We start from the raw sequence: 17,099 nt of genomic DNA, 5'->3' as shown, positions 1-17,099 counted from the left end.
CTCCTTCCAATAGCACGACGCTGCGCTCCCTCAGGCCGCTTTCTCGATCCGAGTCAGACCACCCATATAGGGAAGCAGCACATCCGGAATTGTGACGGAACCATCGTCGTTCAGGTAATTTTCGAGAACCGCGATCAGGCAGCGACCGACAGCCGTTCCGGAACCGTTCAGCGTGTGCACGAATTTCGTCGTCTTGTCTTCCTTGCCGCGATAGCGCGCATTCATGCGCCGCGCCTGGAAATCGCCGCAGACCGAGCAGGACGAAATTTCGCGATAGGTGTTCTGGCCCGGCAGCCACACTTCCAGATCGTAAGTCTTGCGGGCGCTGAAGCCCATGTCGCCGGTGCAGAGCGTCATGGTGCGGAAATGCAGGCCGAGGCGCTTCAACACCTCTTCGGCGCAGGCCGTCATGCGCTCATGTTCGGCGACCGCGCTTTCCGCATCGGTGATGGAGACGAGTTCGCATTTCCAGAACTGGTGCTGGCGCAGCATGCCGCGCGTGTCGCGGCCGGCCGAACCCGCTTCCGAACGAAAGGATGGCGTCAACGCGGTAAAGCGTAGCGGCAGCTTCTCCTGATCGAGAATTTCGCCGGACACGAGGTTGGTCAGCGTCACCTCGGCCGTCGGAATCAGCCAGCGGCCATCCGTGGTCTTGAACAGGTCCTCGGAGAATTTCGGCAATTGGCCGGTGCCGAACATCGCCTCGTCGCGCACCATCAGCGGCGAGGAGACTTCGGTATAGCCATGTTCCGAGGTGTGCAGGTCGATCATGAACTGGCCGAGCGCCCTTTCCAGACGCGCCAGCTGGCTGGTCAGCACGGTAAAACGTGCGCCCGAAAGCTTGGCGGCACGCTCGAAATCCATATAGCCGAGCGCTTCGCCAATCTCGAAATGCTCCTTGGCCTCATGGTTCCAGCCGGGCTTCTGGCCGACGACGCGGGTCACCACATTGTCATGCTCATCCTTGCCATCGGGCACATCGTCGAAGGGCATGTTGGGCAGACGCGAGAGCGCATCGTTCAACTCGGCGGTGACCTGGCGGTCCTCCTCCTCGGCGCGCGGCATGTTTTCCTTGAGATCGGCGACTTCGGCTTTCAGCTTTTCCGCCAGCTCCATGTTCTTCTGCGCCATCGCAGCGCCGATTTCCTTGGAGGCGGCGTTGCGGCGCGACTGCATGTCCTGCAGGGACTGGATGACGGAACGACGCTTTTCATCAAGCGCGAGCAGGCCGCTGGCGGCGGGCTCTGCGCCACGGCGTGCAAGCGCCGCATCGAAAGCTTCGGGGTTTTCGCGTATCCATTTAATGTCGTGCATCGTCGTTCCAGACCGTTGTTGCATCGTCGCGTTTTACAGCAAAACGCCGGGCATGAACCCGGCGCGAGGATTTTTGAGCGGTGAGACCTTCAGGAAAATCAGGTCTCCTCCAGCTCCGTGCTTTTGGATTCCGCCGCACGTTTCCTCTCCACGAGTCGAGCCATGTAGATGGAAATCTCGTAGAGAATGATCGCAGGCAGCGCAAGGCCGATCTGGGACATGGGGTCCGGCGGCGTCAGGACGGCTGCGACTACAAAGGCGAGGACAATCGCGAACTTGCGCTTTTGCCGCAGCCAGTCGCTGGTCAAAAGCCCGACGCGGGCCAGAAGCGTGGTGACGACGGGCAGCTGGAACACCAGACCGAAGGAGAGAACCAGCGTCATGATGAGGCTGAGATACTCCGACACCTTCGGCATCAGCGAAATAGCCACCTCGCCGTCTTCGGGCAATTGCTGCATGGCGAGGAAGAACCACATGACCATGGGCGTGAAGAAGAAATAGACAAGCGCCGCACCGATGAGGAAAAGGATCGGCGAAGCGATGAGGAACGGCAGGAAGGCCGCCCGCTCGTTCTTGTAAAGGCCGGGCGCCACGAATTTATAAAGCTGTGAGGCGATCACCGGGAAGGAAATCACAATGGCGCCAAACATGGCGACCTTGATCTGCGTGAAGAAGAATTCCTGCGGCGCGGTATAGATCAGCGACGACTTCGCAACATCGAGCCCGGCCCAGATCACCGCCCATTTATAGGGAACGACCAGCAGGTTGAACAGATGTTTGGCAACGGCGAAACAGGCGATGAAGGCGACGAAGAACGCGCCGAGCGACCAGATCAGCCGCGTGCGCAGTTCCATGAGGTGCTCGATCAGCGGCTGCGGCTTATCCTCGATATCCCCGCTCATGCTTCATCCTTTTTGGGCTTTGCAGCCTTGGTTTTTGCCGTTTTAGCCGGCTTGGCCTCGGCCACGGCCGCCTTGTCTGCGGAGGACTTGCTGGCAGCCGCCTTTTTGGTGACCGTCTTCACGGCGGGCTTCAAGGCGGCGGGCTCACTGGTTTTCACGGTGGCGGCGGTTTCTGGCGCTGCGGCAACCTTGCTCCGCGCGGCACGTTTCGGCTTGGCGGCAACCGCTTCGGCCTCAACAGTCGCAATGGATTTCGCCCGCGCGCGCTTGGGCTTTTCCTCCGCGGCGACAGCTGCGGCAACCTGCGCATCAACGGCAGGCGGCGCATCCGGCAGCTTCATGTCAGGCTCAGGCACGCTGACCAGCGGCGCGACCGGCTCCCCTGTCGCCGGCGCCGGCGTGGACGAAAGGCCATCCGGCGCAGCCGTCGCCTTCTGGAGATCGGATTTGATCTCGTTGCCCAGCTGGCGAAGTGGGTTCATCGCATCGCGCAGCGAATTGGTCGGGTTTAGATTGCGGACATCGGAGATGGTTTGGCGCACATCGTCCATGTCGGCTTCTTTGAGGGCCTCATCGAACTGGCTGCGGAAATCCCCCGCCATCTTGCGAAGGCTAGCCATCGTTTTGCCGAAAGCGCGGATCATGGGCGGCAAGTCTTTAGGCCCGACGATCACGATCAACACGACCGCAATCACCAGCAGCTCGCTCCAGCCGATATCTAACATCAATATGCTCCCGAGACCCTAGCGCTCCGGCCCGACAATCGGAATCGATTTTCGACGGGAATGAAGCGCAACATACAAGTGGCAGAGCGTCCTTGGTGCGTCAAAAAAGGACGCAAGGCGCTCTAGCGCCAGTCTCACACCAAGCGGCGAAAGGCCGCTTACTTGATCTCGTCAGCCTTGTGGTCGACGGTCTTCGTGTTGGCATCGGCCGGCGGCGGCGTCTGGTCTTCGTCAGCCATGCCCTTCTTGAAGCTCTTGATGCCCTTTGCGACATCGCCCATCAATTCCGGAATCTTGCCGCGTCCGAAGAGGACGAGAACAATCACCAGCACGATGAGCCAATGCCACACACTAAAAGAACCCATAACTGAAACTCCTGAATTTCGCTTTCAGACGATGTAAGACGTTTGAAAGGCTTTTTCAAACGACAAATCACCCCTTCGACAGCGAGTGCGCATAAAGTTTTCGTGGCCGCGCCGGCAGGATGTCGATATCAGTCGTCGCCATCGCCGCCGCCGGGGGCCAGCAGGCCCAGTTCCTCGAGATCCAGCTGTGTGATCGGATCTTCATCCTCGCGCAGCTCGTCACTCATCATCGGCAAAGGTACGCCGAAATTGGAGGGAATGCGGCCCGAAAGCAGCCCTGCCCCCTTCAACTCCTCGAGCCCCGGCAGATCGCGCAACTCCTCAAGACCGAAATGATCGAGAAACTCCACCGTGGTGCCGATCGTCACCGGCCGGCCGGGGGTGCGCCTGCGGCCACGGAACCTGACCCAGCCCGCCTCCATCAACACATCGAGCGTGCCGCGCGATGTCTGCACGCCGCGAATCTCCTCGATTTCGGCGCGTGTCACCGGCTGATGATATGCGATAATCGCCAGAACTTCCAGCGCCGCGCGCGACAGCTTCTTCGGCTCCTTTTCCTCAGCGCGGATGACGAAGGAAAGATCGCCGGCGGTGCGGAAGGCCCATTGCCCGCCCACCTGCACGAGATTGACGCCCCGCTCCGCATAAAGCACCTTGAGACGCTGCAGAATGGCAACGACATCCATGCCGCGCGGCAGGCGCTCGGCGATGAAAGCCACGGAGACCGGCTCGGACGAGGCGAAGACCAAAGCCTCGGTGATCCGCTCGGCCTCCTTCAGTTGCCGTTCGGAAAATACCGTGGGTTCGAATCCCACCCCATCTGTTACGATCATCGCCTCGCCGGTCTCTTCATCATCAGTCATTGTCGCTCCTCCCGGCACTGGCCGCGGGCTCATCCCTCGTGCCGCGGCGCATATAGATGGGCTGGAAAGCGCCCTCCTGCCGGATTTGCAGCGATCCCTCGCGCACCAGTTCCAGCGAAGCGGCAAAGGCGCTGGCGATCGCCGTCACCCGCATGGCGGGATCGGGTACATATTGCAGCAAATATTGGTCGAGCACGGTCCATTCCCCGACATCGCCGAGGAGGTTGGTCAAAAGCTCACGCGCCTCGACAAGCGACCAGACCTGCCGTTTTTCAATCGTGACCTGGGTAATCGCCTGCCGCTGCCGCAGATTGGCATAGGCGCTGAGCAGGTCATAAAGGCTCGCCTCATAGGCGGAGCGGTTGATGTGCGGAATATGCTCGGGCGCGCCGCGGGCGAACACATCGCGGCCGAGCTGAGCGCGGTTGACGAGACGTTCGGCCGCCTCGCGCATCGCCTCCAGACGCTTCAGCCGGAAGGCCAGCGTGGCGGCCATTTCTTCGCCCGAGGGACCGTCATCCTTGGATTGCTGCGGAATGAGGAGCTTGGATTTCAGGAAGGCGAGCCACGCCGCCATGACGAGATAGTCAGCCGCAAGCTCGATGCGGACGCGGCGCGCGCTTTCCACGAATTGCAGATATTGTTCGGCAAGGGCCAGCACCGAAATGCGCGACAGATCGACCTTCTGCGTCCGGGCAAGATGCAACAGCAGATCGAGCGGGCCTTCGAAACCCGCGACATCGATGACCAGCCCGGCCTCGCCCGTCAGCCGCTCCGGCGTCACATCTTGCCAGAGCTTGTCCATCGGTGTCGAATTGCGAGACTTGTCTGCGGCCATTGTTCCATCCGCCGGGCGTCCGGCCTGTCGTCCCGAGTACCGGGCCGCCGCCCGACTGTCAGGAAACGGCCCACATGGCGTTGAATTCGGCTCTCAGCTCCGCTTCGTCGGAAGGGTCCGCAACAGGGAAACCCGCTTCCACGGCCCGCACCCGCTCCAGCGAACGGCCGGAAAGAACGGGAACCTCCTTCACGACCTGCAGCATTTCACCCATCACGCCGTTGCAATGCAAGACTATATCGCAGCCGCCCGCAACAATATTCGCAGCTCTTTCACCGAGCGTGCCCTTCAGCGCATTCATGGAGCTGTCGTCGGACATCAGCAGACCGTCGAAGCCGATCCGCCCGCGAATGATCTCCTCGATCACCTTCGGCGAGGTCGTCGCCGGGCGTTCACGGTCGACGGCGTTGAACACCAGATGCGCGCTCATCGCCATCAATTCGCGGTTCAGCGCCCGGAACGGCACGAAATCATGGGCGTCCAGCTCATCGAGCGGCACATCGACGACCGGCAGTTCATGGTGCGAATCCACCATGCCGCGGCCATGGCCCGGCATATGTTTCATGACAGGCAGCATGCCTCCCGCCTTCAGGCCGTCGGCCGCTGCTTGCCCCATCTCGGCCACCATGGTCGGCGTGTAGCCATAGGCGCGATTCCCGATGACATTGCTGGCGCCTTCCACCGGCACATCGAGCACCGGCAGGCAATCGACATTGATGCCGAATTTCATGAGGTCGAAGGCATGCAGGCGCGACATCAGCCAGGCGGCGCGCAGACCCGCCCCCCGGTCGCGCTCATAGATTTCACCGAGAATGCCGGCGTTCGGATAGGCCTGCAGGATCGGTGGCTTGATACGCTGCACGCGCCCACCCTCCTGATCGATCAGAACCGGCGCATCTGACCTCCCGACGGCGTCGCGCATGGCGGCGACGAGATCGGTGATCTGCTGCGGCTCGCCGATATTGCGCCCGAACAGGATGAAGCCCCAGGGCTGTTCATCGCGGTAAAGGGCAATCTCGTCGGCCGTCAGCGAAAGCCCGCTGCATCCGAGGATCATAGCTTTGCAATCGGTCATGGGTGTCACGCTCAAAGGGAAAAGAGATGGAGGGTGGGTAAAAGGGGATGTGCTCTCGGAGTGCGAAAACAGTCAGGTGGACCTGCGGCCGCCATCCTCGCATAACCTCTCCGCCGTCATCCTCGGGCTTGTCCCGAGGATCCATCGCTCCGGGTGTGGATCCTCGGGTCAAGCCCGAGGATGACGGCGGAGCGTGAGGAAAGGCCGAGTGCCATCCAAAAAGGCTGCCTCACGCGGCAGCCCCGATCTGTCTAAGCCAATCCGGCCACTATCACCGCGCCACCAGGCAGCTGCCGCCGGCTGAGCGGAACCTTTCGCACAGCGCCACGGCTTCGCTCTTGTCACCCGCCGGGATACGGACGCGGTAGAACGTGCCCTTGCCAGCGATTTCGGCGGCCTTGATGTCGACGCCGCGTCCACCGATGACCGAGCCGAACTTGGCCGACATGTTCTGGTAGGACTTCTGGGCTTCCGCCTGGCTCGGCAACGAGGCGATCTGGATGTAATAGCCGCCGGCGGAAGGCGTGCTGGTCGCCGCCGGCGTCGCCGCCGCCGTCTGCTGCTGTGCCGGAGCGTTCGTGGGGCGGACATTGCCCTGGTTGGTCACAGTCGCCACCACATTGGCTGGCTGCGAGGACGGACGCGCCGAGGGAACTGGCGCCGCCGACTGTGCTGCCGGTGTCGTGGCGGCAGGCGTGTTCGCCTGCGGCTGAGCCTGCTCCGGTGTGACCGGGACCCGCGATGCGGCGATGACGGCGGGCGCGCCCTCACCCGGCTTTGCGGTCTGTGGTGCTGCAAGCTCCTCAACCTTGTCGGCCTTCGGCGGCTGGGCGGCCGGCGCTTCGACTTCCTGGGCAACCAGCGTGCCGTCAGGCTTGACGATCATGGTGCGGACCTTACGCGGCGAAACGCCGGTTGCAGCCGAACCTTCATTCTGCGCAGCCTTTTCTTCCGGCGAAAGCAGGCGCGGATCTTCTGTTTCGCCAACCGGCGTGCCGGCGGGTTCCATATCCGCATCGTTTTCGCCTTCCAGCGGCAATTGTTCGGGGATCAGCGTACGCTGCACCACATCCACCGGCTGCTCGTTGCTGGAAATCAACGACGGCTGTTTCGGATCGGCAGCGCCGCCGCCGGCCACGCGGTCATAAACCGCCTTGTCCTGGTTCGGCACAACGCGACCGCCCGGATTTTCCGGAACGACCTTCATCGGATCGCTATCGGCGGAGATGATGACCGGCGCGCCATTCGAACCCATGCTGGACGAACCGCCGGAAACCAGCGCGTAAACGCCGCCGCCGACCAGCACCAGACCGATTGCCGCGGCAACCGGCATGATCCAGCGGCGACCGCCGCGTTCATCCTCACCACGATAATCCGCCGGATGCTCCACATAGGTATTCTCGGCGTCGCGGGATGCGTTGCCACGGGAAGCCGCAGCCTCCTGCATGGAACGACGGAAATCCTCTTCCAGCGCCCTCTCGAACTCATCGGCCTCTTCCGGAGCCGGCGCAGGACGCGCCTGGGCGGCGCCGCGACTGTCGCCATGTTTGTGACGGTCGAGACCACCGGCGACAGCAGGCGCAAACAGCGTCGCAAGCTCGGTATCGATATCGAGATCTTCCTCGTGACGGCGCGCGGCCGGCTTGGGTTCAAAAACACCGACCGGCAGTTCCGGCACATCCATTTCGACGATGGTTTCCGGATGTTCTTCCGTCTCGCCGATCTGCGAAGGATCGAAAGGCAGGCTTTCCAGCGTCTGCGGTGCGACTGGCTGCGGTGCTGCTGCAACAGCGGGGCGCGGCTGAACCGGAACGGCGGTCACCGATGCGGCCACGGAAGCCGGGCGCGGCTGCGGCGCGGGCTGTTCCCTCACCGGCTGCGGCGCGGCGGCCGCAACGGCAACCGGAGCGGCTGGCGGCTGGCGAACGGGTTGCGGCGCGGGCGTAGGTGCAACTTCCGCCTCGGCGATTTCAGACAAATCAAGATCCAGATCGAGATCGTCGAGCGCAAGCTCGAAATCATCATCGTTGAAGCCGGCGAAATCCGTGAAATCCAGCTCTTCTGCGGGTGCCGCAGGCGCAGCAGCGGCAATCGGCGCGGCCTTGACCGGCGCGGCGGCAACCACGGGCGGCTCCACCTTCGCAGCCTGCGCAGCGGGAACATCTTGCACGAGCGGTGTTTCGCCGCGACCGGGAATGGAATATTTCGCGACGTCGTAAATCAGTTCGTCCATCGGCGACAGATGTTTCGCTTCCGGCTTCTCGGCAACCTCAAACGCCATACGCTCTGCGGCAGGCGTGAAGGTCTCGGCGACCGAAGGCGCAAAGGACGGAGCGGCCTCCACTGCCTGAACGACGGCAGGCGCGGGAGCGACTTCGACCTGCGGCTCGATGCGGGCTGCGGCAGGCTGCTGCTCGGAGCGTGGCTCAACCCGCCTCGGATCGACAGCCGAAACATCCCGGCGCGCGCCGAAATTGGCGAGCGGCAGCCGCAGACTGGAAAATTCCAGCGAGGACCGGCCGCCATGCGACGGCGGACGCACGGAAACCGGTGCGGGCGCCTCCTCGGCGACAGCTATTTCCACCTCGTCGGCGAGATCGAAAGCCTGCGGCTCCGGCGCATAGGAATGACCATCGGCGTGAATGTTGCTCGAAACATCGGCGGGAAGCTCCGGCATCGCATGCCATTCGGTCGCGGCGGGTTCCGCTGCCTGCGGCTCTTCCCACCCAGCCTGCTCGGCGACGGGCTGGTAAACCATCGGCTCGGCGGGACGCGACTGGCGCGAATGCACATCGAAAACTTCCGCCACCGCGGAGGCGTCGTCGCGGAAATCCGCACGAATATCCTGCGCGGTCGTTTCGACGTAGTTGTGAATATAGGCCTGATCGACTTCCGGAAGCGGCTCTTCCATCACCTCCGGTGCGGATGCGGCAACAGGCGCGGGTTCATCCGCCGGCGCAAGCTCGGGCTCGCGGCGGGCGAAAACCTGCTCGACACGCTGCATGAAATCGTTGGGATGGATGCCTGTGCGAACATCGTTTGCCGGATCAAGAACGACCGGATCGGCATGCGGCGCATCGTAGACTTCGAACTCCCGCAGAAGCTCGTCCTCGAGATTAAATTCCGGTTCGCGGCGGGTCGCCGGCGAAGCGGCGCGCGGCGCAGCCTCGGAACCCGCATGCGAAGGACGATCTTCGAAGCCGACGATACGCGCCAGTTCTGCCAGAGGATCGTTGTCAGCGAACCCTTCGGACCGGGCGTCCCGGTTATACGCGACTTTTTTTTCGACCATTACGTGTTCCACCATCTACGCATTGCAGCTCTTGCCAGCGTATTGTGAGCAAATAATGGTGATATGTTATCGCATTTCGGCAGGTGCGTCCGCTCCTAAAAGCGTGAGGCCGGACCTTAAAACATTTGCGACAGCATTCACCAGCCCAAGTCTGGCAATGCTCAATTCTCGGTTTTTATCGTTAATAAAACGTAATTCCGGCTGGTCTTTGCCCTTGTTCCAGTGTCCATGGAAGGAACTGGCGAGGTCATAGAGATAAAAAGCAAGCCGGTGCGGCTCGTGCGAAAGAGCCGCCGATTCGATCAGGCGCGGGTATTCGGCGAGCTTTGCAACCAGCTGCAACTCGTTGATATCGCTAATCAAAGCGACGGAGGCCGCCATCTCCTCAGCCGAAGGAGAAAGCCCCGGAAACGCTTCCTGCGCCTGCCGGAAGATCGACTGTGAGCGGGCGTGCGCATATTGCACGTAAAAGACCGGATTATCCTTCGATTGTTCGGTCACTTTCGCGAAATCGAAGTCCAGCGGCTCGGAATTCTTCCGATAAAGCATCATGAATCGCACCGGGTCGCGACCCACTTCGTCGACAACATCGCGCAGCGTGACGAAGTCGCCGGAGCGCTTCGACATCTTCACCGGCTCACCATCGCGGAACAGCTTGACGAGCTGGCACAGCAGCACCGTCAGTTTCGATTTGCCTTCGGAGACGGCGCGCGCGACCGCCTCCAGCCGCTTCACGTAGCCGCCGTGGTCGGCGCCGAGCACATAGATCATCTCGGAAAAACCGCGGTCGAACTTGTTCTTGAAATAGGCGACGTCCGCGGCGAAATAGGTGTAGGAACCGTCCGATTTCATCAGCGCGCGGTCCATGTCGTCGCCCACCTCGGTGGAGCGGAACAGCGTCTGTTCGCGGTCTTCCCAGTCGTCAGGCAATTCGCCCTTCGGTGGCGGCAGGGTGCCCTTGTAGACATGGCCCTTGAACGTCAGGTCATTGATAGCAGAGAGGATCGGACCGCCATTGCCCTCATGCAGCGTGCGCTCCGAGAAGAACACGTCGTGCCGGACGTTGAGCAGCGCCAGATCCTCGCGGATCATCGCCATCATCGCGTCGATCGCCTTGTCCTTGACGATAGGCATCCACTTTTCCTCGGGCATGGCGCGCAGCTTGATGCCATATTCATCCGCCAGCGCCTGGCCGACGGGAACGAGGTAGTCGCCGGGGTAAAGACCGGACGGAATGGTGCCGATATCTTCGCCGAGCGCCTCACGGTAGCGCAGGAAGACGGAACGGGCCAGTACATCGATCTGCGAGCCGGCATCGTTGATGTAATATTCCTTGGTAACGCCGTAGCCTGCGAATGCCAGCAGGTTCGCCAGCGTGTCGCCCACAACGGCGCCACGGCAATGGCCGACATGCATCGGGCCTGTCGGATTGGCGGAAACATATTCGACGTTGATCTTCTGGCCGGAACCGATGGTGGAGCGGCCGAAATCGATGCCCTGCCCGATCATGTCTGCCAAAAGACGCTGCCAGTAACCGACCGAGACCTTGAGATTGATGAAACCAGGACCCGCGACATTGACGCTGTCGACATCGCTATCCGCCTGAAGCGCGGGCACGATGAGTTCGGCGAGCGCGCGCGGATTGGTGCCGAGCGGCTTGGCCAGCACCATGGCTGCATTGGTTGCAACATCGCCGTGGCTGAGATCGCGCGGGGATTCGACGGTAATTCGACTGAAATCGACCTTTTCGCGGTTCTCTTTCACGAGATCGAGGGTCTCGAGCGCGTTTTTGATCCTGGTATCGAAATCAGCAAAAATGTTCATCGTTCCAACCTGCGCGAAGGGCTTCTGTTTATGTCCGGCCATCATAACCGGGTCGGCTCCGCGATTGCCCGCTGCCCTATCGCAAATCGGGGGTGTGGTCAAACAGCCGCTGGTGGGCGCGCAGTGCATAACTATCGGTCATGCCGGCCAGATAGTCGCCCACATGCCGGGCTTTTGCGGCCACGCTCATGCCGGAAATGCTGTCCACCCAGTAATGGCTCTGCATTTCCGCCGGCACTTCCATATAACGGTGGAAAAGATCGGTAACGATCTGCGTGGCACCGGCGCGGATGCGCATGATTTCCGGATGGCGGTAGATATGGCCGAACAGCAGCTTCTTGATCTGCCGGTCGGTCTCGGCCATTTCCGGCGAGAAGGTCGCGACGGTGAAATCGGCGGCGCGGATATCGGCCGCGCTTCGTGGTTTCAGGCGGGCAAGATTCTGCTGGGCAACGCCGATCACATCCTCGACCATATGGGTGATCTGGCGGCGCATGATCTCATTGGCAAAACGCTCCTTGTCGAGCACGGGATATTTCGCCCGCACCTGCGCCATCAGTCCGCTGAGGAATGGCACCTCTTCCAGCATCTCGAAAGTGAGATAGCCGGCACGCAATCCGTCATCGATATCGTGGGTATTATAAGCGATGTCATCGGCAATCGCCGCCACCTGCGCCTCGAGGCTCGCATAGCTGCCGATTTCCAGATCCTGCTGCTCGCAATATTCGAGGATGGGCAGCGGAACCGGCCCCTTGATCCCCTCGCCCTTCGCATTCACCAGCGGACCGTTGTGTTTGACGAGACCTTCCAGCGTCTCCCAGGTGAGGTTGATACCGTCATATTCGGCATAACGGCGCTCCAGCTTGGTGACGATGCGCAGCGACTGGGCGTTATGATCGAAGCCGCCATAGGGGAGCAGCACCGCATCCAGCGCGTCTTCGCCGGTATGGCCGAAGGGCGTGTGGCCGAAATCATGCACCAGCGCCACGCCCTCGGCCAGATCCTCATCCAGCTTCAGCGCACGGGCGAGCGCACGGGCGATCTGCGCCACCTCGATGGTGTGGGTAAGCCGCGTGCGATAGTGGTCTCCGTCAGGGCTGATGAAGACCTGGGTCTTGTGCTTCAGGCGGCGAAAGGCCGTCGTGTGAACGATGCGGTCGCGGTCGCGCTGGAATTCGGAACGCGTCAGGCTTCCCTCTTCGGGAAAAAGACGCCCGCGCGTGGTCCATGGATCCGAGGCGAAAACCGCCCTCTCACCGCTTCCGAAACCCAATGCGCGCTGGTCTATGATCATGCATCCACCTGTTGTCTTCGCCGCCATGACCTAGACTGTGACTTCCTTTTCACCTCGGCCATTGACCTTTTCATTTACCCTTCATACCTATCGCAGAGGTCGGCGCAAAGCATCATCGCCGCGCTGACCGCCTTCACACAGGCTATAGACCGTTAATTTGACCGGTTTATAATGGTGACAACGAGATTATTGCTCTCCGGTTCTTGACCCCGGCAGGAGGAACGACATGGAAAACAGCGACATTACCCTTTCGGAAGCCGCGGCAAAGCGAATCGCCCAGATCGTCGCCGCCGACGCCGGCAAACAGGCGCTGCGCGTCTCGGTGGAAGGCGGCGGCTGCTCGGGCTTCTCCTACAAATTCGATCTGGCCGAAGACAAAACCGATGACGACATCGTGATTGCCCGCGGCGACGCCAAGGTGCTGATCGACAGCATGTCGGTCATCTATATGGCCGGCTCCGAAATCGACTTCGTCGATAATCTTCTGGGCCAGTCCTTCCAGATCAAGAACCCCAATGCCGTGGCAAGCTGCGGCTGCGGCACCAGCTTCTCGATCTGACGATTCTATCCACCACATCCTCGCCACCACCTTCCAAAAACGGTGGCAATCGGTTTTGCATCGGGTAAAAGTACCCCCACAAAAGGGAAACTCCGATGAAGATTGCCACCTGGAACATCAATGGCGTCAAGGCGCGTATCGAAAACCTCTGCCAGTGGCTGAAGGATTCATCGCCTGACATCGTCTGCCTTCAGGAAATCAAGTCGGTTGACGAGGGTTTTCCCCGGCTGGAGATCGAGGCGCTCGGTTATCACGTCGAGACTCACGGACAGAAGGGCTTCAACGGCGTCGCGCTGCTCTCGAAGGTGAAGCCGGACGAGGTCAATCGCGGCTTGCCGGGTGACGATGCCGATGAGCAGGCCCGCTTCATCGAAGGCGTGTTTTCCGTGGAAGGCGGCGCGATCCGCGTCTGCTCGCTTTACCTGCCGAACGGCAATCCGCCAGACGATCCGGTGAAATATCCCTACAAGCTTGCCTGGATGGAGCGCCTGCAGCGCTTTGCCGAAGATCGCCTTGCAATGGAAGAGCCGCTGATCCTGGCCGGCGACTATAATGTCATTCCCAAACCCTTCGATTGCCACGACCCTCGTGTCTGGGAAGGCGACGCCCTGTTCCTGCCGAAAACACGCGCGGCCTTCCGCAAGCTGGAGAATCTCGGTTTCACCGATGCCGCGCGGGCGACGACGGATGAAGCAGGACTTTATTCCTTCTGGGATTATCAGGCTGGCGCATGGCCAAAAAACAACGGCATCCGCATCGATCATCTGATGCTGTCAGCCGAAGCCGCGGACAGGCTGGAATCCGTCAGCATCGAAAAACATGTGCGGGCCTGGGAAAAACCGTCCGACCATGTGCCGGTCTGCGGTTATTTCGCTTTCAATCCGGTCGGCTGACCGGCCCCTTCAGGCGGAAGAAACCACCCTGATCGCCATTCTCAATCCGGGCCATCTCTCAATCCGGCCAACTCTCAATCCGGATCGCTAAACTGCATGTTCTGTGCGAGTGCGATTGCCGCGCGGCGATCCTTCTCACCGGCGAGCGAAAAAGCCTGCTCCTGCAGGTTCTGTATCCAGGTACAGTCCGCCGCCGCGCATTTGTCGAGCGCAGCCGTCATGAAGGCCAGCCCCCGCGTCGTTTGACCTTCCTGGAAGATCAGGTTGCCGAAGATCGACATCGCGCCGGCATGGCCGTGTTTGCGGGCCTGATTGAGCCACTTCTTGGCCTGCTGCACGTCGGCGCGACCGCCCTCGCCGGCGAGAATCATCTCCGCCAGACGGAACTGCGCCTCCGCGACGCCAAAGGTGGAGGCAACCTGGAAATAAAGCTGGCGGGCCTGCGACAGGTCCATCTTCACCGGGCTGCCGGGAATGCCGTGACGGTAATAATCGGCAAGGGAAAGCAGCGCATTGACAAAAAAGCCGGTATCTTCCGAACCGGGCTCAACGCCCTGGCTGGCGATTTCGCTGTAGATCTTGAAAGCTTCGAAGTCGTTCTTGGCAACGCCGTCGCCATAGGCATACATATTGGCAAGCGCCCAGCGAGAGCCGGTATGGCCTTTTTCAGCCGCATAGCGATAGGCCTCGACGGCTTCGCCCTTGTTGCCGTTCTTGTAGGCCTTGAAGCCGAACTTGAACAGGTCGAAGGGGCCGGATTCCTTGGTCACGCCCGCATTGATGTCAAAAGCCGCAGCAGGCATTGCGAGCGACGCAAGCAACATGCCGATGAGGAGCGGCTTTAAAACGTTGGCTTCACATTTCAGCATTTCAGCGAACTTCTCTCACTCTTCCCGGCATATAGCCAATACTTGCGGAATACTGCAAAGCCGAACTCCGCCGGGTCGCGATTTTTCGAACACACTGCGTCTTTCCGGCAGCACTTTCCAGCGCACCACCGGTGGTCTTTTGCAGCAAGTGCCCTAATTTTCCAGTGAGACAGATATAGGCATAATTTCCGGCAATATAACGGCATTTCGCCGTCCACCGGTCAGACCTGAACAAGAATGCCGGATGTAATTCCCGTATTACTTGCTTAAACCCTGAATCCAAACCCGTTTTCACTTTCCGGCCTTGCGCATCACCACATCAAACGCCTGCATGTTCTTCCATTCCCGCGTCCCTAAACATAAGCCAAGCACCCTGTTTGTGGCGGGAAATGGACAGATATGCTCACATTCCAACGCGACCACACGCTTGCAGAAAAGTGTTGCCAAATCGTCACAAAACTTTCGGCCTAGAAAATTTTATCGAGCATGAATCATAGTCGCGCACGAAAAAGGCCCGGCTGGTAAACCGGACCTTTATTTTAGCATCTGCGGAAGGATGCTGTCAGAATTTGACCTTCACGCCCGTGGAGATTGCTGCCACGAGGTCGTTGCCGAAGTCGTAGCCCACCTCGTTGCCGCAAGTGAACCCGGCACCGCACGGTCCGCCATTAATGGAAGAGCTGCCGGAGGTCAGGAGGCCGAGAGCACCGGCAATCTTGAACTCGATATTCTTGTTCGGGGAGTAGACAATCTGCGTGCCCAGCGTCCAGGTGTCGGTCTGGGTACCGATGACAGTCGATGTACCGCGATCCCAGGTCAGGCTCACAGCGCCGCTCCACTGCTCATTGAACTTGTGGCCAACGCCACCGGAAATCGTCCAGCCATCGCGGTAAAACAGGTCGAGCGTGTTCAACGTGTCTTGTCCAGCGGGAACGCAAGGTGACGTGCCGACAGCGCAGAAAGGAATGACCTGAATCTGGCTCCAGTCGGTCCATTTCACCGAACCGAAAGCAAGCCAGTCCGGCGCAATGCCGGATTGCACCTTGAGTTCGATACTGTCTGGCATGGAAACAGAGCCATAGATCGGCACGAGCTTGCCGCCGTATTTCGCAAGCGTCGGAGAAATGGACGGCGGCGTCTGCGGAATCGCCCTGACATCGGCGAAGCCGGTCAAGTCGTGATCGACGGCGCTGTTATAAACAAGGCTCGCACGGAAGGCGATCTCTGGAATCTCATAGGCCATGCCGGCGCGCCAGCCCCAGCCATCACCTTCCATCTCAAGTTTGCCAACGCCGCTGAAGCTGGACCAGGCCGGATTGAGGCCCAGAACGGCCGGCCCGAGAACCTGACGGTATTTATAACCGCTGATCTCCTGGTAGAAACCGCCGCCGATGATCGAGAAGTCGCCTTTGCCAAGATCGAACTTCACCCGGCAGGTGGTAGCGTAATTGTGCGACTTGACCTTGGTCTCGATATTGTAGCTCGATCCCTGCCAGATGCCGGGATTGAGATGTGCGCCCCATGGCTGCGAATAATCGAACATGCAGTCGCCGAAATCGCCGATTGCCGCCTTGGCACCGACGCGGGTCGACCAGAAGTTTTCAGAGTCGTCTGCGGTGCTTGACCAAGAAGCAGGTAAGGGACCGCTCTTTGCCGGGTTGTCGCGCGCATTCTCCACCTTGCGCTGCGGCGCGACGAAGGTTGCGGAACTGTCGAGAACATAATCGGACGGATCGAACAGCAGGTCGATATTGTAACCGCCACGCTCAAGGCCGCCGGCCAGTGAAGGCGTTACCGCCGCGATGCTGACTGCGAAACATACCGCGCCGCGAAAAATTGCAGTTTTTGCCATCTCTCTCCCCAATCAAGGCAATGTGATCGTCAAAAGAGTGAAGCGCTTCGCGGCAAATGACAATCTGCCGCACACTGGCACAGTTCCGCGACACTTCTCCATTTTTTACGTAAGAATTTTATGCGTATGCCCTTAAATAGTCATTTTAGGTTATTTTTCTAATCCAATTGAAGCAATCAGACATAAAATGAAACAAATTCCCACTTGAGACAGGAATTGTCGCCAAATAACCACACTTGCGAGTTTCCCGAAGAAACGCACTTATCAGGCCGTTTTTGTTGGATTTTTTGGCTGTTCCAAAGGTTTTCGGGCGGGCATGGCCTGAAATAATCGCTCTTTCGAACCCGCGTGATTCGTCGTTGCGGCGCAGCAATCAACCGGGGCGAATTGTTCCGCCAAAACAAAAAACGCCCCCTTTTCGAGGAGGCGTTTTG

General features: G+C 60.2%; 14 protein-coding genes. 2 read left to right on the top strand and 12 right to left on the bottom strand.

Annotated features, from left to right (window positions below; genetic code table 11):
• Positions 1-30: 30 nt before the first annotated feature.
• The 10 genes from serS to ACQZ48_RS18660 all read right to left on the bottom strand — a co-directional run bounded on the left by serS (position 31) and on the right by ACQZ48_RS18660 (position 12,492).
• On the bottom strand, positions 31-1,314 hold the full coding sequence (serS, locus tag ACQZ48_RS18705) for a serine--tRNA ligase (RefSeq protein WP_191218227.1): 1,284 nt from the start codon (positions 1,312-1,314) through the stop codon (positions 31-33).
• A gap of 98 nt (positions 1,315-1,412) precedes the next feature.
• Entirely contained in the window at positions 1,413-2,216 is an 804-nt protein-coding gene (gene tatC / locus ACQZ48_RS18700) for a twin-arginine translocase subunit TatC (protein ID WP_191218226.1), read from the bottom strand.
• On the bottom strand, positions 2,213-2,941 hold the full coding sequence (tatB, locus tag ACQZ48_RS18695) for a Sec-independent protein translocase protein TatB (RefSeq protein ID WP_191218225.1): 729 nt from the start codon (positions 2,939-2,941) through the stop codon (positions 2,213-2,215). The genes tatC and tatB overlap by 4 nt, the downstream gene beginning before the upstream one ends.
• A gap of 158 nt (positions 2,942-3,099) precedes the next feature.
• Entirely contained in the window at positions 3,100-3,306 is a 207-nt protein-coding gene (locus ACQZ48_RS18690; protein ID WP_003509722.1) for a twin-arginine translocase TatA/TatE family subunit, read from the bottom strand.
• A 128-nt stretch (positions 3,307-3,434) separates the two neighbouring features.
• Positions 3,435-4,169, bottom strand: a complete 735-nt coding sequence (gene scpB / locus ACQZ48_RS18685) for an SMC-Scp complex subunit ScpB (RefSeq protein ID WP_089153214.1) — start codon at positions 4,167-4,169, stop codon at positions 3,435-3,437.
• Positions 4,162-5,007, bottom strand: a complete 846-nt coding sequence (locus ACQZ48_RS18680; protein ID WP_077982155.1) for a segregation and condensation protein A — start codon at positions 5,005-5,007, stop codon at positions 4,162-4,164. The genes scpB and ACQZ48_RS18680 overlap by 8 nt, the downstream gene beginning before the upstream one ends.
• A 58-nt stretch (positions 5,008-5,065) precedes the next feature.
• On the bottom strand, positions 5,066-6,082 hold the full coding sequence (gene nagZ, locus ACQZ48_RS18675; RefSeq protein WP_191218224.1) for a beta-N-acetylhexosaminidase: 1,017 nt from the start codon (positions 6,080-6,082) through the stop codon (positions 5,066-5,068).
• Between the two features lie 271 nt (positions 6,083-6,353).
• The gene (locus tag ACQZ48_RS18670) at positions 6,354-9,374 is read right to left on the bottom strand and encodes an SPOR domain-containing protein (protein ID WP_173989237.1); all 3,021 of its coding nucleotides are present in this window, start codon (positions 9,372-9,374) and stop codon (positions 6,354-6,356) included.
• A gap of 66 nt (positions 9,375-9,440) precedes the next feature.
• A complete protein-coding gene (argS, locus tag ACQZ48_RS18665; RefSeq protein ID WP_142912316.1) occupies positions 9,441-11,198 on the bottom strand; it encodes an arginine--tRNA ligase in 1,758 nt (585 codons plus the stop codon).
• Between the two features lie 76 nt (positions 11,199-11,274).
• Positions 11,275-12,492 carry a deoxyguanosinetriphosphate triphosphohydrolase gene (locus ACQZ48_RS18660; protein WP_077982151.1) on the bottom strand — a complete coding sequence of 406 codons (1,218 nt, stop codon included), beginning with the start codon at positions 12,490-12,492 and terminating at the stop codon, positions 11,275-11,277.
• A 226-nt stretch (positions 12,493-12,718) separates the two neighbouring features.
• Between ACQZ48_RS18660 and erpA the strand changes: the two genes are divergently transcribed.
• Together erpA and xth are read left to right on the top strand one after the other, a co-directional pair.
• Complete coding sequence (erpA, locus tag ACQZ48_RS18655; RefSeq protein ID WP_077982150.1) at positions 12,719-13,051, top strand: iron-sulfur cluster insertion protein ErpA; 333 nt, start codon at positions 12,719-12,721, stop codon at positions 13,049-13,051.
• Between the two features lie 95 nt (positions 13,052-13,146).
• Complete coding sequence (gene xth / locus ACQZ48_RS18650; RefSeq protein WP_137410484.1) at positions 13,147-13,944, top strand: exodeoxyribonuclease III; 798 nt, start codon at positions 13,147-13,149, stop codon at positions 13,942-13,944.
• 74 nt (positions 13,945-14,018) lie between these two features.
• Here xth and exoR read toward each other — a convergent pair whose 3' ends face one another.
• Complete coding sequence (gene exoR, locus ACQZ48_RS18645) at positions 14,019-14,813, bottom strand: exopolysaccharide production regulator ExoR (RefSeq protein WP_448729165.1); 795 nt, start codon at positions 14,811-14,813, stop codon at positions 14,019-14,021.
• 562 nt (positions 14,814-15,375) lie between these two features.
• Positions 15,376-16,665, bottom strand: coding sequence for an outer membrane protein transport protein (locus ACQZ48_RS18640; protein ID WP_077982146.1), 1,290 nt, complete (start codon positions 16,663-16,665; stop codon positions 15,376-15,378).
• Positions 16,666-17,099: the final 434 nt, after the last annotated feature.

The sequence above is a fragment of the Agrobacterium sp. 22-209-1 genome (assembly GCF_053522485.1).
This window is presented reverse-complemented; position numbering and strand designations above follow the sequence as displayed.

What these genes read in the sequence shown, in the direction of transcription:
- serS (WP_191218227.1), bottom strand. Translation starts at nt 1,314, where the DNA reads ATGCACGACATTAAATGGATACGCGAAAACCCCGAAGCTTTCGATGCG.
- tatC (WP_191218226.1), bottom strand. Translation starts at nt 2,216, where the DNA reads ATGAGCGGGGATATCGAGGATAAGCCGCAGCCGCTGATCGAGCACCTC.
- tatB (WP_191218225.1), bottom strand. Translation starts at nt 2,941, where the DNA reads ATGTTAGATATCGGCTGGAGCGAGCTGCTGGTGATTGCGGTCGTGTTG.
- ACQZ48_RS18690 (WP_003509722.1), bottom strand. Translation starts at nt 3,306, where the DNA reads ATGGGTTCTTTTAGTGTGTGGCATTGGCTCATCGTGCTGGTGATTGTT.
- scpB (WP_089153214.1), bottom strand. Translation starts at nt 4,169, where the DNA reads ATGACTGATGATGAAGAGACCGGCGAGGCGATGATCGTAACAGATGGG.
- ACQZ48_RS18680 (WP_077982155.1), bottom strand. Translation starts at nt 5,007, where the DNA reads ATGGCCGCAGACAAGTCTCGCAATTCGACACCGATGGACAAGCTCTGG.
- nagZ (WP_191218224.1), bottom strand. Translation starts at nt 6,082, where the DNA reads ATGACCGATTGCAAAGCTATGATCCTCGGATGCAGCGGGCTTTCGCTG.
- ACQZ48_RS18670 (WP_173989237.1), bottom strand. Translation starts at nt 9,374, where the DNA reads ATGGTCGAAAAAAAAGTCGCGTATAACCGGGACGCCCGGTCCGAAGGG.
- argS (WP_142912316.1), bottom strand. Translation starts at nt 11,198, where the DNA reads ATGAACATTTTTGCTGATTTCGATACCAGGATCAAAAACGCGCTCGAG.
- ACQZ48_RS18660 (WP_077982151.1), bottom strand. Translation starts at nt 12,492, where the DNA reads ATGATCATAGACCAGCGCGCATTGGGTTTCGGAAGCGGTGAGAGGGCG.
- erpA (WP_077982150.1), top strand. Translation starts at nt 12,719, where the DNA reads ATGGAAAACAGCGACATTACCCTTTCGGAAGCCGCGGCAAAGCGAATC.
- xth (WP_137410484.1), top strand. Translation starts at nt 13,147, where the DNA reads ATGAAGATTGCCACCTGGAACATCAATGGCGTCAAGGCGCGTATCGAA.
- exoR (WP_448729165.1), bottom strand. Translation starts at nt 14,813, where the DNA reads ATGCTGAAATGTGAAGCCAACGTTTTAAAGCCGCTCCTCATCGGCATG.
- ACQZ48_RS18640 (WP_077982146.1), bottom strand. Translation starts at nt 16,665, where the DNA reads ATGGCAAAAACTGCAATTTTTCGCGGCGCGGTATGTTTCGCAGTCAGC.